Origin of the sequence: Sinomonas sp. B1-1 (assembly GCF_050474465.1) — a bacterium.
Classification (GTDB): Bacteria; Actinomycetota; Actinomycetes; order Actinomycetales; family Micrococcaceae; genus Sinomonas; species Sinomonas flava.
Genome location: NZ_JBCHVF010000001.1, coordinates 848942 through 862172, shown reverse-complemented (window position 1 = coordinate 862172; position 13231 = coordinate 848942). Strand labels below are relative to the sequence as shown.

Here is a 13231-nt window from a genome sequence, read left to right as displayed (position 1 = left end):
GGCGACGATATCTCCGTGACTGCGCAACAGCTGAACCTCCCCGTACCGGTCATAGTTGCACCGGGCAAGGTGCTGGACTTCATCGATGGGAAGACCCAGCGTCCCGACACGCCTGAGGAGTATGTTCGCCAGGAGATCGCCAAATCTCTGGTCCGCGAGTACGGCTACGCCAAGGGGGATATCGAGGTTGAGTTCCCCATCAAGTTTGGCAGCAGACGCGTTCGGGTCGACATCGCCATCTTTCCCCCTCGTGTGGAGCACACGCAGGCTAACGTCATGCTCATCGTTGAGTGCAAGAAGCCCGGCACCAGCCCCCGGGCGAAGAGCGATGGCGTCGATCAGCTTCTCAGCTACATGGCCGCTTGCCCTAACGTCGAGGCGGGGATGTGGACGAATGGGATGGATCTCGTTACCTTCCGGTTTGTCGCATCTAACGGGCAGCGGGTCTCGGAGGAGATTCCCGACATCCCGCACGCCGGTGAAACGGTCGAGGCGGACCGCCCTGAATTTCATCAGCTGCGGGCGGCGGCCTCTGATTCCCTTCTCTTTGCGTTCAAAAGAACTCACGACTACATTTCAGGCAATCAAGGACTTCAGAAACCTGAAGCCTTCTGGGAGTTGCTCAAGCTGATCTTCTGCAAGATCCACGACGAGCGGAACTCCAAGCGGCCAGAGTTCTACGCAACCCCCGCCGAACGCACTACCATGACTGGTGCACTCAAATGTAATAAGCGGATCAGTGCGCTCTTCGACGCGGTAAAAGCAACGTATCCGGCGATCTTCAAGCCTGGTGAAGAGATTGAACTGACCCCGACGGTCTTGGCGTACATCGTTACCCAGTTGCAGATGTTCTCGCTTCTCGACAGCGATGTAGACGTGAAGGGAAAGGCCTACGAGGAGATTGTCGGAGACAATCTGCGAGGCAATAGGGGTGAGTTCTTCACACCTAGGAACGTCTGCAACATGATGGTCGAGATGGTTGACCCGGGAGAAGCCGAGCTAATCCTTGACCCCGCATGTGGCACGGGGGGCTTCCTCATAACGGCGATGAACCATGTCATTCGCAGAATCAAAGAAGACGTTATTAGGTCTGGTCGAAGTGAAGGAATGCAGGCAACCGCTATACGCGAGCGGAATGGCCAGTTCCTCTCCAAGAACCTTGTGGGCATCGACTTCAACCCCAACCTAGTGCGCGCGACCAAGATGAACATGGTCATGAATAACGACGGCTCCGGAGGGTTGTACCAGGCGAACTCTCTTGCGAACCCGTCAACTTGGGATGACGATCTTCGCGAGCGGCAGCTCATCGGCAATGTTGATGTGATCGTCACAAACCCTCCGTTTGGCTCAAAGATTCCGATTGATGATCCCTCCATTTTGACGCAGTTCGAACTGGGGCATTCGTGGACTTATGACGAGGATTCCGACGTCTGGATCATGCGGGATGAGCTGACGTCGCGACCGCCGGAAATTCTCTTCATCGAGCGTTGCTTCAATTTCCTGAAGCCGGGGACGGGTGTCGCTGCAATGGTCCTCCCGGACGGGATTCTAGGCAGCCCTGGCCTTGGCTACGTGCGCCAATGGCTACTCAAGAACACGACGATTATCGCGTCCGTCGACCTCCATCAGGACACATTCCAGCCCGGCACGAGCGTGCAGACTTCTGTTCTGATATTCAAACGGAAGACCGCCGAGCAGATCCGGAACGAGGAGGCGGCTGGCCGGCTGAAGGACTACGAGGTGTTCATGGCGATCTGCGATCACATCGGCCACGACAAGCGCGGAAACACGATTTACGTGCGCGACGACAACGGGTTCGAGATCATTGCAGAAACTGCCGATGCAATCACTTCTGCGCTAGATAGCGAGAAGACCGCTCATGCGCACACAGCCCAGGAGCGAGTCGTTGATGACAACACCAGCGAGATCGCGGAGGCGTTTCGGGCATGGCAGTCGCAGCAGAGCTAGTGGAAAGGCCGCGATCTGTGAGTGCTGTGGGACAGGTACCGTGGGCCGCTGTGCAGGCCTCCTTGATTCTCGGGGGCCAACGCCGTCTGGAGGCTCGGACCTACTTGACGGATGGGTACGGCATTCGCCGCCGCGTGGAAGCAGCCGAGGGCTTCAGCATTCCCTTCGACAGCCTTGCGGATATCTGGCAGCCCTCCCGTCTAAAGGGATATGTCGTGCGGGAAGGTGCGGGTCTGCCATTTCTCTCGGCCGGTCAGGTATTCGAGTCCAAGCCGCGAGTCCGAAAGTGGCTTGCACGTGGACTTGTGCCCGATGAAGAGTCGCGTTATGTGAAAGAGGGGTGGCTTCTTCTCTCGTGCTCTGGCGAGGTCGGTAGGACTACCGCCGTCTATCCTCACCATACGGGAAAGATAATCACGCACGATCTACTACGGGTAGTTCCCAGAAATCCCGCCGACTACGGGTGGCTTTACGCATATATGCGGACTCCGTCTTTCCAGGCCATTGCGAGGAGTTCTCAATACGGCCATATGATTAAGCACCTCGAGCCGGAGCACGTGAAGTCTATGCCGGTAGTTGTACCCGATGACGAAACTCGATCTCGCATCGGGGCGATCGCCGCGGATGCGGTCGCGAAGCGAGCGCGCGCTCGAGAGGTTCAACAACAGGCTGACGAGATTTACAGCAAGCTAATTAACCCAGACTCAGTGCCGGTGACTCGTGAGATCATGCAATCCGTACCTGTTTCGGAGATCAGCAGCGGGCGCCGGCGCTTCGAGGGCCAGGTGGCAAGGTCGGATGTGCGGCAAATTGATGCCTTGGTGAGGAACGCAGCAACTCGGGGCGTCGATACTGTCGGTGCGGTGTGCGCGTCCGTCACTCTGGGGAACCGCTTCCGTCGATACTTTGGGCCGAATGGAACGCCTTATCGAAGCGCGGCCGAGCTCTTTGATGTGAACGCTCCCGTCACCAAGCGAATCTATAGTGGTCTGCTCGACAATCCCTCATCTTATATGCTTCACGAGGGCTGGATAATTATGGCTTGCTCCGGGCAGACATACGGGCTTCTTGGGCGAACTGTGGTACTTACAAAGCAACATGAAGGTGTGTTTGGCAGTCACGACCTGATTCGAATCGTCCCCGACCCTGAGAAGATAGCGCGGGGTTACCTCCAGACCGTCTTGAACCATGAGCTCTATGGACGCCCGTCTGTAGTGCGCCACGCTTCTGGGACTTCGATTCCTCACCTCGACCCCGTTGATATTCGAACGGTTCCCGTGCCGCGATTCGACGATGCGACGGAGGCGCAGATCGCCGACCTTTGTGATGAAGCAACCCGGCTGTCCGCAGAAGCGGACGCTTTAGAGTCGGAAGCTATTTCGGCAGCTGAGCTGGTCATTGAGAACCGCGTCGGTGCTGTCGATGTAGGGGCGGGGGAGGACAGCGGCGGCGACGAGTAGCAGAGACTGCTTTGAGTCACTGTGATGAGAGGTCTCGCGGCGCCCGCGGCGTCTGGCAATTCCGGATCGAATTTTGACATTCCCGGTTCGCGGAATGGGATCTAAGATCCTTCCACCCTTTGAATCTAAGGAGTGGTGGTAATGTCAAAGGACCTCGTGGTTATCGCTGACCTGCCCGCGTTCAGCATCGTGGAGCACAAGCACGGCTTCTCGGTTTCGACTGAGCCGGGTTGGTACACGCCGGTGCAACTCAAGGCCTTTCTGCTCAAGTGGCACCTGCCTGCCTCCGTGGACATCCTCGATCGTCTCGCGACGGGGGATATCCTCGAGCTCACCTACGAGTATCTCGTTAGCCGAAGGATGCCAGGATTTCTTCATCGGAAGCCGGGGTCCCTGCCGCCCGCGCGTGACATCTACAAGGCTTGGCAGAAGGATGAAGGGAACCGTCATCTCTTCGCAGGCCTGGACGAGGACTAACAGGCCCAGTTCAGAGGTCAGCCAGCCGATCGAGCGCGGCGCGCCAGCGCCGCGCGTGGCCCTTTCGGAACTCCTGGAACTTCCCCTCGTCGGCTACTTCGACCGTGAGAGCTGGGGGTGCAGGACGCGCCAGTCCCTCGAGGGAGAGGCGCGCGTAGTACCTGCGCATAGCAGCTTGTGAAACGACGGGGCGTGAAAGCCCGGCCTGTTGGGCCATCCCGGCTACTGCACGCCATGGCTCAGCTGACGAGCTTGATGGGGGTGGAACTGTGAGCCTGCCGTCTCGAACGTAGAACCTGCAAACAGCCTCCACTGTTTCCTGGGCATCCTCAGAGAGGTCAACGTGGCGCACCGTCAGATCGGCCGCCTTCTCGGCCGCGTAGATGCTGCGGACGACGGGGCCGTCAGCCCACGCCTCGATCTCGTCGGCAAAAAGGGGTCGCCCACTCCAGACAAGAGCCCAGGCTTGGCTGTAGTAGGCGAGCAGCTGGATTGTCGGTGCATCACGGATGTCATAACGCTGGGCGATGTAAGCGCCCACGTCCAAGGCCGAATCCATTCCGCGCTACCTCCCAGCGATCCAGTGGTATCTCGTCTCCGACAACGATGGCACACCGGCCCGAGGGCCGGAGGCGCTGACACCGCGCGGATTTCCCGCGGCCTGCGAGGGCGCCCGGTCGGGGAGGCGTCAACGAGGCCTCGGACTCCTATAGCCCCAGTGCTTTAGCCCGGCGGTAGTAGCTGGCCCGGCTGATGCCACGCTTCGAGGCCGCCTTGGCCGCGCTCATGCCCTGTTCGATGTCGCGGGCGATCCCGTGGATGGCGTCATCGCTGATGGTCTGTGGCCGGCCTCCGAGGTCGCCACCGTTCGCGCGTGCCTTGGCTACCCTGTCGCGGTTGCGCTCAGTCTTGATGTCTAGCTCCATCTGCGCGAGGGCGGTCATCACGGTGAAGAGCATGCGGCCCATGGGGGACTTGGTGTCCACGTCGCCGCCTCCGAGGTTGAGCACCCTGAGATTGACTCCCAGCTCTTCAAGCTCCTCGGCGAGCTCGAGCATGTTCTCGGTGGACCGGCCCAGCCGGTCCAGTGTCGTGATGACGAGTGTGTCGCCCTCATGCAGGGCAGCCCTAGCCCGGTCGAACTGGGGCCTGCTGGCCCTCGCACCGCTTGCCCCCTGGTCTACATAGAGATCATCCCGCCGCACGCCCGCGGCGAGGAGGTCTGCTTCCTGGCGGTCGGTGTCCTGACCTCGTGTGCTGACCCTCGCATAGCCGATGAGCTTGCCTGATCCCTTTGTCACGCTTCCCCCAATTGTCTCATAACCGAACTTCGTTACAGGCAAGATAGCACAGGGTTGTGCGACGGGGTTACGCGACACTTCGAGCCCGTGTTTACGGGGTCGCTCAACCGTCTCGCCGGGCTGTCTTAATACCGATCGGTTTTGAGACCGACGCATCCCAAGGACTCGTGGCATGATGCATCTGTGGCTGCCTCCAAACACCCTCCTGCGTTCAACCAGCCGACCTTCGATTGTCCCCGCTGTGGCGCCTTCACTCAGCAGTCCTGGTCGGATGTCTTGATCCAACACACGGACGAAGGCACCGAAGGCCTTGTCCAATTGGGGGAGTCGGGGACGGTGAAGCTCGGAGCGGCGGAACTCCCGGTTCGTAAGGGGTGGAAAGTAAGCACCTGTTTCGTCTGCAATCTCCCAGCCCTCTGGATCGGATTCGAGCTCGCATATCCAGATCCGGACGCTCTCGGCCTATTCGATGTTGACGAACCTAACCCCGACCTGCCAGCGGACGCTCGCGAACTGTACTTGGAAGCCGCGGCGGTCCTTCCGCACTCGCGCCGCGCGGCAGCTGCGCTCTGCCGCGCATCGCTGGAGCAGCTTGTGAAGTCTGTGACCCCTGATGGTTCAGGTCGTCTTGACGACAGGCTTGCTGCTCTGTCGGCACGACTATCCGAATCGACTTCGAGGGCTCTGGATGTGATTCGCCACGTCGGGAACACTGCACTACACGGGGCCGCTGACGGCGATGAGTCTGCAGTGATATACCTCGACGGCTCGGACGACACGCTTCCGCAGATGTTCTTCTTTGCCATTAACGCGCTCGCTGAAGAACTTCTCACGCGGCCGCGAATAGCGGAAGAGAAGTTCAAGCTCCTGCCGGACGGTGTTCGCGACACCATCGCTAGGAAGCGGGAGAGAATCCAAAAGCAGCCGGATTCCTAACTCGGCAGGCGTCGACGCGAGCTTGCTCCGCCGGAATGGAGCCCGGGGGGTGCACCCCTAATTTGTTACTTTCAGCCCCGCTCGTGCATAGCACCAAAAGTTGCATACGGGATAGGAACTTTTCTTCGCTTATACGACAAAAGGGCCCCCTTCGCGGAATGCGAAGGGGGCCTCGTGTTGCCGACGGGCTATGCCTCGATGGGCTTCTGCTCACCGAGCAGGCGGAGTGCACGCAGCGAGACCTCGCCGCGCACCCATCCGGTTCCGATGCGGGTGAGGGACTGGGTGTCGACCCGAAGGTACGCGCCTGACGTGCTGTCCTTCTGGATGGAGACGCCGCTGCCGTGGGCGGCCGGATGCGTGGCGGGATCGATGCGCGTGCTGGCGGGGGACCGCAGTGCTTCCAGCGTGGACTCGAACTGGCGGTTCCAGTCGTCGGCTTCACCCTCGAGGGCCGCGAGGCCCTCGGCCAGTGCCGCCGCCATGCGCTCGATGTGGGGCTCGACGTCGGGTCGTTCGGCCAGGAGAGTGCGCGCTCGGCGGCAGGCGGCCTGCACGTTGCGCGTCTCTGCAGCCTCGGCTTCGATACGGTGGGCGGCTTCGAGGATTTCCACGCGGACGCGGGCGTTCTCGGCCTCGGTGCGGATCTCGGCGATGCCCTCGGGCGTCAGGGTGAGGTCGCCGACGGCGACGCGGTGGGGGATCATGCCGGCGCGGGTTTCGGCGCTGCGCAGTGCCGCGCGGGCGGCTTCCAGGTCGCTGGTGATGGTGTCGAGCTGGGTGGTCATGGTGGTCCTTCCGGATGTTGGTCGACGGGCGGGAGCCCGCCGGAATGAGAGTGATGAGAGTGGGGCGGCCGATGTGGCTTGCGCCGTCAGTGTGGAGGGTCAGGCCGCGAGGTCGTAGTTGTCCCTGCTGGCAATGAGTGACACGAGTTCCATCGCGCAGTTGACGCATGGGACCAGGTCAGCCGGCGGCATGGGTGTTCCGTGTGCCACGCGCTCGTCGTGCTCGGGGCAGTAGCTGACGTACTGGATCAGCTGGGCGGTATCCACGCTTTGGTGCTTGGTGTAGAAGTCGTGCTGCTCCGGGGTGAGGGCGAGCAGGTGCCCTGGGTTGAGGCAGCTTCTCGTCCCGCAGGCGTGGTGGACCTGGCGGCCAGCAGGGATCTCGCCAACGATGGTCCGGTAGCTGGCGCGATGGCCGTTGCCGAACGGGAGGCGGCTTCCAGGGACCAGGGCGTAGCCGCCGGAGTCCAGGTCGCCGCTGTACTTCCAGCACCCGCGTGCGTCTACGGTGCACTGCTCGAGCATCGCCGGCAGCGCGTCGTCATAAGCTTCCTCGTAGCTGCGGAGCCGGAGGTAGAAGGCGTCCCGCTGCCGCTGCTGCCGTGCTTTGGTCTCGGCCCGCGGCGTCGGGCGGTACCCCTCGGAGCGTCGGTCGAGCTCCGCGTAGATCACGTCCATCTCGTCCTGGCTGAGCTCGCGCATGACGTACAGGTGCTTTCGGCTCTCGGCCGCCGTGGTCACCGCTGGGACCGGGAGGTCCGCCAGCACTCGGATGTACTTCCGGAGCGTTACCCTCGACCTCACCCCCGAGGCATCGGCGAGGTCGTCCATCGTGAGTGGGACGCCTTTCGCCGCGGCCTGCCAGAGCCGGCCGGGACCCTTCAGGTCCCGTGTCCGGAAGCAGTCGGGCAGGGCTTCAGAAAGGCCCCATTTGGTTGATCCTTTCTTGACCCCTTCTTCGGTGAGGCGGAAGCTGCACTCAACGCCTTGGACTCGAGACCTCCTGACGTTGAGGAGGCCATCGGCCTCGAGGGAGTCGACGGTGTTGGCGATCGTCTGGAGTCCGTAGCTCGTCTCCGCCTGCAGGTGACGGCGTGAACACTTCGTCCATCGCCTGTCCGCGCCCAGGTCCAGCAGTGCTTTGAGGATGATGCGCTCAGCCAGCTTCACGCCGTCTGCTCCTTCCGCTCCGGGCGCGACAGCGCCCGGTGTAGTCGATTGCTTTCTCGTCGATGGCTCGCGGCCTGCTGATGGCGAGGCCGGCTACCCTCCCGCTGGCGCTCCGATGCCCTCCAGTCACTCGGCGCCCCTGACGGGATGGCGAGCGCTGCGACGTCCTGTGCCACCAGAGCCAGCCGCTCGGCCCTCACGCGCTCGCCCCTGACCTCGTGACTTCGAGATGTCGCCATGTCTGGCCGTTGATGATCCGGCTTACGGCGCCCCGCGTGACGCCGTACCGTTCGGCGAGCGAGGCCATGCTGACGACGCCGGGCGAATAGTCCCGCCGAATATCAGTTACGTCAGCGTTGCTGAGCTTTGCAGCCTTGCATTGCATTCCGTGGAGATGGGGCATTGCTTCCCTTCTGGGGCGAGTGGTGACGTGTGTGCAACAGGGCAAATAGAGAGCCGGCGCACCAGCGCCGGGCACTGCCTCTCGGCACGTAATCGGCGATCTCGATTGATCGCGGGACCACCATACAGACACTGGGTTGTCGACCTATGGACCCCGAGAAGTTGCTGTAGAAGTAGGCGATCCGTAATCGACGCCACAGCCCCGTGGTGCACAGCTGCAATCACCACAGCCTGCTCAATGCGAGCACTTTAGGGGTTAGGGCAGGAAGGCCTTAAACAATAGGACCGCAGGTGCACTTGCTACCTGCGGTCCTATCTCTTCAAATCCGAGCGGTGTCAGCGTTCAGCCCTTCTTCCGCCTGCGTCCCCGCTTCACTGCCAGGTCCAGCACGCTGACCCCCCTGGGGTCATCGTGGGGGAGGATCTCGTCGTCCGTCCTCCTCGGGAAGCTGAAGTGGATCGGCGTTCCGTCCCATAGCGTTACCTCTACCGAGGCGGGGTCGAACGACCGGCGACGCTTGGGATCGCTGGGCAGCAGTCGCACCCGGAGGTTGTGGCGTACCCAGTCACGTCGTGCGTCGAGGTCCATCGCGTCCCAGGCTCCCGATGCCGAGAGCATGGACGACACAACGATTCCGTCTTCCTCGACGCGGGCGCCAGCCCGCGCGATCCGCTCCTCGAGGTCGGCGAGCTCCGCTCTGAGTGATGTGCGCTCTTCTTCAATCGCCGCTGCCATCCTGAGCACGATGCCAACGGGCACGCCAGCACTCGCGGACTGGTCGACCACTTCGGCCTCTCTGGCCTCGAGGTCGCGAAGCTGTCTTTCGATGTCGGTGCGGCGCGCCGTGTCCTCAGGTGCGGCGCCCTTGTCCGCGAACTCGAGTGCCAGCACTCTCCGAGCCGCACTCTCGACCATCACGTCCACCGGTCCAACCCGTTTTCCGACATGCCCGCCCCCGCCCTTCAGGCACCGATAGATGGGATAGACCCAATCGCCACTGATTGCCGTGGCCTTCCTGACGACCTCGCCGCAGTGGCAGGTGGCGATGCCGCTCAGGAGATACGCGGCACGGTTGGTGCGGCTCTTGCGCCGCGTCGGGTCGTCCAGCTTGCGTACCACCGCGCGGTAGGTTGCCTCGTCGATGATCGGGGGCGCCTGGAGGCGCCCTACCTCTTCCCCCTGATAGGTTGCGATGCCGGCGTTCCGAGGGCGCCGCAGGATCTGACGCAGTTGGGTGTAACCCCATGGCTTGCCGGCCGACGTGAGAATGCCCTCGGCGTTCCAGGCCTTGACGATGCTGCCCAGGCTCTCACCGTCCAGCACGCGGCTGCAGGCGTCCTTGACCAGCGCCGCCTCACTCTCATTAACCACGAGCTCGCTGGACCGGCTGCCCCGAGCGGTGTCAGTGCTGGGCACTGGATCCCACCCGAAAGGACGGGCTCCGCCCGTCCACTCACCCTTGAGCGCCTTGTCCTTCATCTTCCGGGCGATGCGCTCCGCCTTGTGCTGTGACTCGTAGGCCGCCAGGCTACCAAGCTGCCGGGCGATGAGCTGGCCGTGCGCCGTTGAGAGATCGAGCTCGCCGGCCTTTACGGTGTAGGTCGTCACGCCGTTCGCCTTGACGGCGTTGATGTACTCCTCGAGCTCGAGCGGACTGCGGTGAAGGCGATCGGTGTGCCAGCAAAGGACGGCGTCCACCTCCGAGAGCCGGGCCAGCATGGCCCGGTAGCCGGGGCGCGGCCTCCCCGAGTAGGCGGACATGTCGTTGTCCTCGAACACCTCGAGAACCTCGAGCCCGCGCTCGCGAGCGAGCGCCTCGCAGTCCTCTCGTTGTCGGCCGACGCCGAGCCCGGCGCCCTCTCGGTCCTCACTGATCCGGCAGTAGATGAAGGCACCCCCAAGCATGCTTGGGAGTCTACCCGGCTAATAGCCCGTGTCCGGTTTCCGGCACCCTGTGCTTCCAGACGATGCTGCCCGATCCGGGCGTACCGATTCTGGGAATGAGGAGGCGCGCTGGACTTCTTCCCTAGACCAGAGCACGGGTACGTTGAGAGCAATAGGCGTTCAGCGGCGCGGAGATCAGAACGCCTCTTAATCCTCGCTTTACGAAGGAGCTTGGGAGACACTGTTCTTTATGGGATCTGCGGAAAGGTCTGAGAACGTCGGGACTAATAGTGATATACCAGATGCGCCGAAGAGATTCGTTCGGTTGCGGGGACTGCTTCGATCTTTAGCCCCCGATCTTTTCGGAATTGGCGTGTTCTTGGCCGTAATTGTTCTGGGATATGTTCAGCTGTGGTCAGTATATGCTTCGGCCACCGATTATCCCACCTCATTAGTAGATGACTCCTCGATAATGGTGCACACGGGCGATCAAGATTCTAAATTCGATACATACGTGAGTTTTGACGAAGACAAGGGCGTGACGGTTAGCTTCAAGTTGAATGATTCGAACGTTTCCCCGGAGATTCGCGTCATGGTAATATTCGCGGGCAATGACTTTCAGAGTCACAGAGAGAGTGCCGGTCCCTCCCCAAACGAGAAGCGTAATTGTGCCGTCGGGCTCTCCGAGAATTCGGAGTTTCAATGCGTAGATTCAAAAGACGGCAAGATGGACGTACCCGATGGGTTCATGCCCTTCCTTGGGGCGAACAGCACGCTAGTCTACGGGAAGGTGTCCAAAGCGCAACAGGCAAGCGGATTCACAATTCATCCTGAGAAGAAATTCTACTCGTCGAATGGCGCAACCACGTACTTTTCTCTCCCTCGAGTTGGAACCGATTACTGTTTATGCGTGACTGAAGTCGGCAAGAAGCTTACCTATGCCTCCGGGGGAAGCTTCTTCGTGGCCTATACCCGCGCTAAGTCCGGATCCCCGGGCCAGCTTGGTCCCGATGAGTCTTTGACATCGGTGGCACCCCAATCTGACGCGCCCGGGCGTTTAATGTGGTCACTCTTAGATGCATCCAAGGCCGACCCTTGGCTTGGTCCGGACTGGAATGGCCTGGGTTTCATTATCAGGTTCGGCAGGGAAATTCAACCGAGCGGCGTAATTGCTAATTCCGTAACATCGGAGGAGCAGTCGAGGCTCATCTTCATTTTAGGAGTAGTCGCGGCCGTGATTCCGGGCGCGGCCGCGGGGGCGGCTAAGTTCGTACGCCTTGCTACAAAGACTGCCATCGGCCGGAAGCGGGGAGCGCACGGTCGCCATAGATTGGAGCAGGGAGAGTAGCCTGAATGGCGACGGCACTGGTGCCCTCGCCTCTCTGCGGTGGGACAGCCGACCATCCCGGCTGCTCTCGAGGCCGTCTTGCTGGGGAGCGCCTTGAGCAACCGAGACGTGTAAGAGCAGCGAAGGACCAAGCCGGCTGCGGTCTATCGATTTCGTCTGATTGTCCCTAAGTGATGCCCGGCCTTCCGGGCATGTGCACTGTCCACGCGAACTCCGCCCAGGACGCCGTCACCAAGCTGTGCACGCTCCCGCTGCTGGCTGGCGCCAACATCTCGTCCAGCTTCGTCGTGCCCACCGTGGCCGCGTGCATCGACCTCGTGGTCCACTGCAGCCGTCATCCCAACGGGCGTCGGCAGGTCACCGAGATCCTGTCCCTCGGGCAGCGCGTGGAGAACGGTGTCATCGAGACATCGTCGGTGTTCGCCCTCGACGGCGACGGTGTCCTGCGGTCCCGGCCCACCGGGCTTCCCTCGGTGGAGAAGTTCTCCCGGGCCGGCATCGACGTGCTGGACCTGCTGGAGAGCGCCTGATGGCCGCGGTGCTTGGACTGGCCGGGGGCGCGGGGCTGTTCCTCGTGTGGTGGTCCTTCTGGCCCAGGCCAGAGCGTAGGGTCCGCAAGCAGGAGCCTGGCCGGCTTGACGTCCTCATCGCCCAAGCCGGAATCCACAGGGTCACCCCCACCGGACTCGTCGCTTCGAGCCTCGGACTCGGCGCGTTCGTCGGCTTGCTGTTCGTCGTCGTCACCGGGGCTGTCCCGGTCGCGCTCTGCTTCGGCCTCTTCGCGGGCGCTCTGCCTGTCGGGCTGGTGAGCTGGCAGGCCAAGCGGCGCACTGCCGTCCTCCGCGAGCTCTGGCCCGACGTCGTCGACCACATTCGGTCGGCGATCCGCGCGGGTCTGTCGCTGCCTGAATCGCTCATGCAGCTCGGCTACAAGGGGCCGGAGCCGCTGCGCGGAGAGTTCCTCGAGTTCGCGGCGGACTACCGCTCGAGCGGAAGCTTCGGCCTGGCACTCGACCGCCTCAAGGAGCGCCTTTCCGACCCAGTCGCGGACCGCATCGTCGAGGCCCTGCGGCTGACCCGTGAAGTCGGCGGATCGGATCTGGGACGCCTGCTTGGCACCCTCGCCGAATTCCTGCGCGAGAGCGCGCGCACCCGCAGCGAGCTCGAGGCGCGGCAGTCGTGGACGGTCAATGCCGCGCGCCTGGCCGTCGCTGCCCCGTGGATCGTGCTGCTGCTCATGTCGACACGGCCTGAGGCGATGGCGGCCTACGCGGCGCCGAGTGGGTTCCTCGTGCTGGCGGTCGGACTCGGCGTTTCCGTCGTCTGCTATCGCCTGATGCTGCGCATCGGGGCGCTTCCCCGGGAAGAGCGGGTCCTGCGATGAGCGGCATCACGGCTGCGGCCGTTCTCACGGGATCACTTCTGGGCGTCGGACTATGGATCGCATTTGTCCGACTCCCTGTCATGCGCCGGGCCACGTTCACGCAGCGGGTTGC

The 13231-nt window shown here is 62.2% G+C and carries 11 protein-coding genes and 1 pseudogene; 7 read left to right on the top strand and 5 right to left on the bottom strand.

Translation table 11 applies throughout. The features are described from left to right. Nucleotides 1-15: 15 nt before the first annotated feature. The 3 genes from ACQ5BE_RS04045 (at nucleotide 16) to ACQ5BE_RS04035 (ending at nucleotide 3905) form a co-directional block, all read left to right on the top strand. On the top strand, nucleotides 16-1968 hold the full coding sequence (locus ACQ5BE_RS04045) for an N-6 DNA methylase (protein ID WP_430295584.1): 1953 nt from the start codon (nucleotides 16-18) through the stop codon (nucleotides 1966-1968). A 530-nt stretch (nucleotides 1969-2498) separates the two neighbouring features. Continuing rightward, nucleotides 2499-3428 carry a hypothetical protein gene (locus tag ACQ5BE_RS04040; protein WP_430295583.1) on the top strand — a complete coding sequence of 310 codons (930 nt, stop codon included), beginning with the start codon at nucleotides 2499-2501 and terminating at the stop codon, nucleotides 3426-3428. A gap of 141 nt (nucleotides 3429-3569) precedes the next feature. Continuing rightward, on the top strand, nucleotides 3570-3905 hold the full coding sequence (locus tag ACQ5BE_RS04035) for a hypothetical protein (RefSeq protein WP_430295582.1): 336 nt from the start codon (nucleotides 3570-3572) through the stop codon (nucleotides 3903-3905). A 10-nt stretch (nucleotides 3906-3915) separates the two neighbouring features. On the opposite strand, the gene ACQ5BE_RS04030 is transcribed toward ACQ5BE_RS04035, so the two are convergent. Beyond that, entirely contained in the window at nucleotides 3916-4464 is a 549-nt protein-coding gene (locus ACQ5BE_RS04030; protein WP_430295581.1) for a Panacea domain-containing protein, read from the bottom strand. Between the two features lie 148 nt (nucleotides 4465-4612). After that, nucleotides 4613-5206, bottom strand: a complete 594-nt coding sequence (locus ACQ5BE_RS04025; RefSeq protein WP_430295580.1) for a recombinase family protein — start codon at nucleotides 5204-5206, stop codon at nucleotides 4613-4615. A gap of 336 nt (nucleotides 5207-5542) precedes the next feature. Between ACQ5BE_RS04025 and ACQ5BE_RS04020 the strand changes: the two genes are divergently transcribed. Next, the gene (locus ACQ5BE_RS04020) at nucleotides 5543-6142 is read left to right on the top strand and encodes a DUF4145 domain-containing protein (RefSeq protein ID WP_430295579.1); all 600 of its coding nucleotides are present in this window, start codon (nucleotides 5543-5545) and stop codon (nucleotides 6140-6142) included. A gap of 188 nt (nucleotides 6143-6330) precedes the next feature. Here ACQ5BE_RS04020 and ACQ5BE_RS04015 read toward each other — a convergent pair whose 3' ends face one another. The 3 genes from ACQ5BE_RS04015 to ACQ5BE_RS04005 all read right to left on the bottom strand — a co-directional run bounded on the left by ACQ5BE_RS04015 (nucleotide 6331) and on the right by ACQ5BE_RS04005 (nucleotide 10408). Beyond that, nucleotides 6331-6930 (bottom strand): hypothetical protein, encoded by a 600-nt coding sequence (locus tag ACQ5BE_RS04015; protein WP_430295578.1) that lies wholly within the window; start codon nucleotides 6928-6930, stop codon nucleotides 6331-6333. 99 nt (nucleotides 6931-7029) lie between these two features. Then, the gene (locus tag ACQ5BE_RS04010; protein WP_430295577.1) at nucleotides 7030-8100 is read right to left on the bottom strand and encodes an HNH endonuclease signature motif containing protein; all 1071 of its coding nucleotides are present in this window, start codon (nucleotides 8098-8100) and stop codon (nucleotides 7030-7032) included. 745 nt (nucleotides 8101-8845) lie between these two features. Continuing rightward, nucleotides 8846-10408, bottom strand: coding sequence for a recombinase family protein (locus tag ACQ5BE_RS04005; RefSeq protein ID WP_430295576.1), 1563 nt, complete (start codon nucleotides 10406-10408; stop codon nucleotides 8846-8848). 229 nt (nucleotides 10409-10637) lie between these two features. Between ACQ5BE_RS04005 and ACQ5BE_RS04000 the strand changes: the two genes are divergently transcribed. The 3 genes and pseudogenes from ACQ5BE_RS04000 to ACQ5BE_RS03990 all read left to right on the top strand — a co-directional run bounded on the left by ACQ5BE_RS04000 (nucleotide 10638) and on the right by ACQ5BE_RS03990 (nucleotide 13119). Continuing rightward, nucleotides 10638-11735: a hypothetical protein gene (locus ACQ5BE_RS04000; protein ID WP_430295575.1), complete on the top strand. Its 1098-nt coding sequence runs from the start codon at nucleotides 10638-10640 to the stop codon at nucleotides 11733-11735. A 179-nt stretch (nucleotides 11736-11914) separates the two neighbouring features. Beyond that, nucleotides 11915-12265 (top strand): annotated as a pseudogene (locus tag ACQ5BE_RS03995) (CpaF family protein); the annotation flags it as partial. After that, nucleotides 12265-13119 carry a type II secretion system F family protein gene (locus ACQ5BE_RS03990; RefSeq protein WP_430295574.1) on the top strand — a complete coding sequence of 285 codons (855 nt, stop codon included), beginning with the start codon at nucleotides 12265-12267 and terminating at the stop codon, nucleotides 13117-13119. The pseudogene ACQ5BE_RS03995 and the gene ACQ5BE_RS03990, both read left to right, overlap by 1 nt. Nucleotides 13120-13231: the final 112 nt, after the last annotated feature.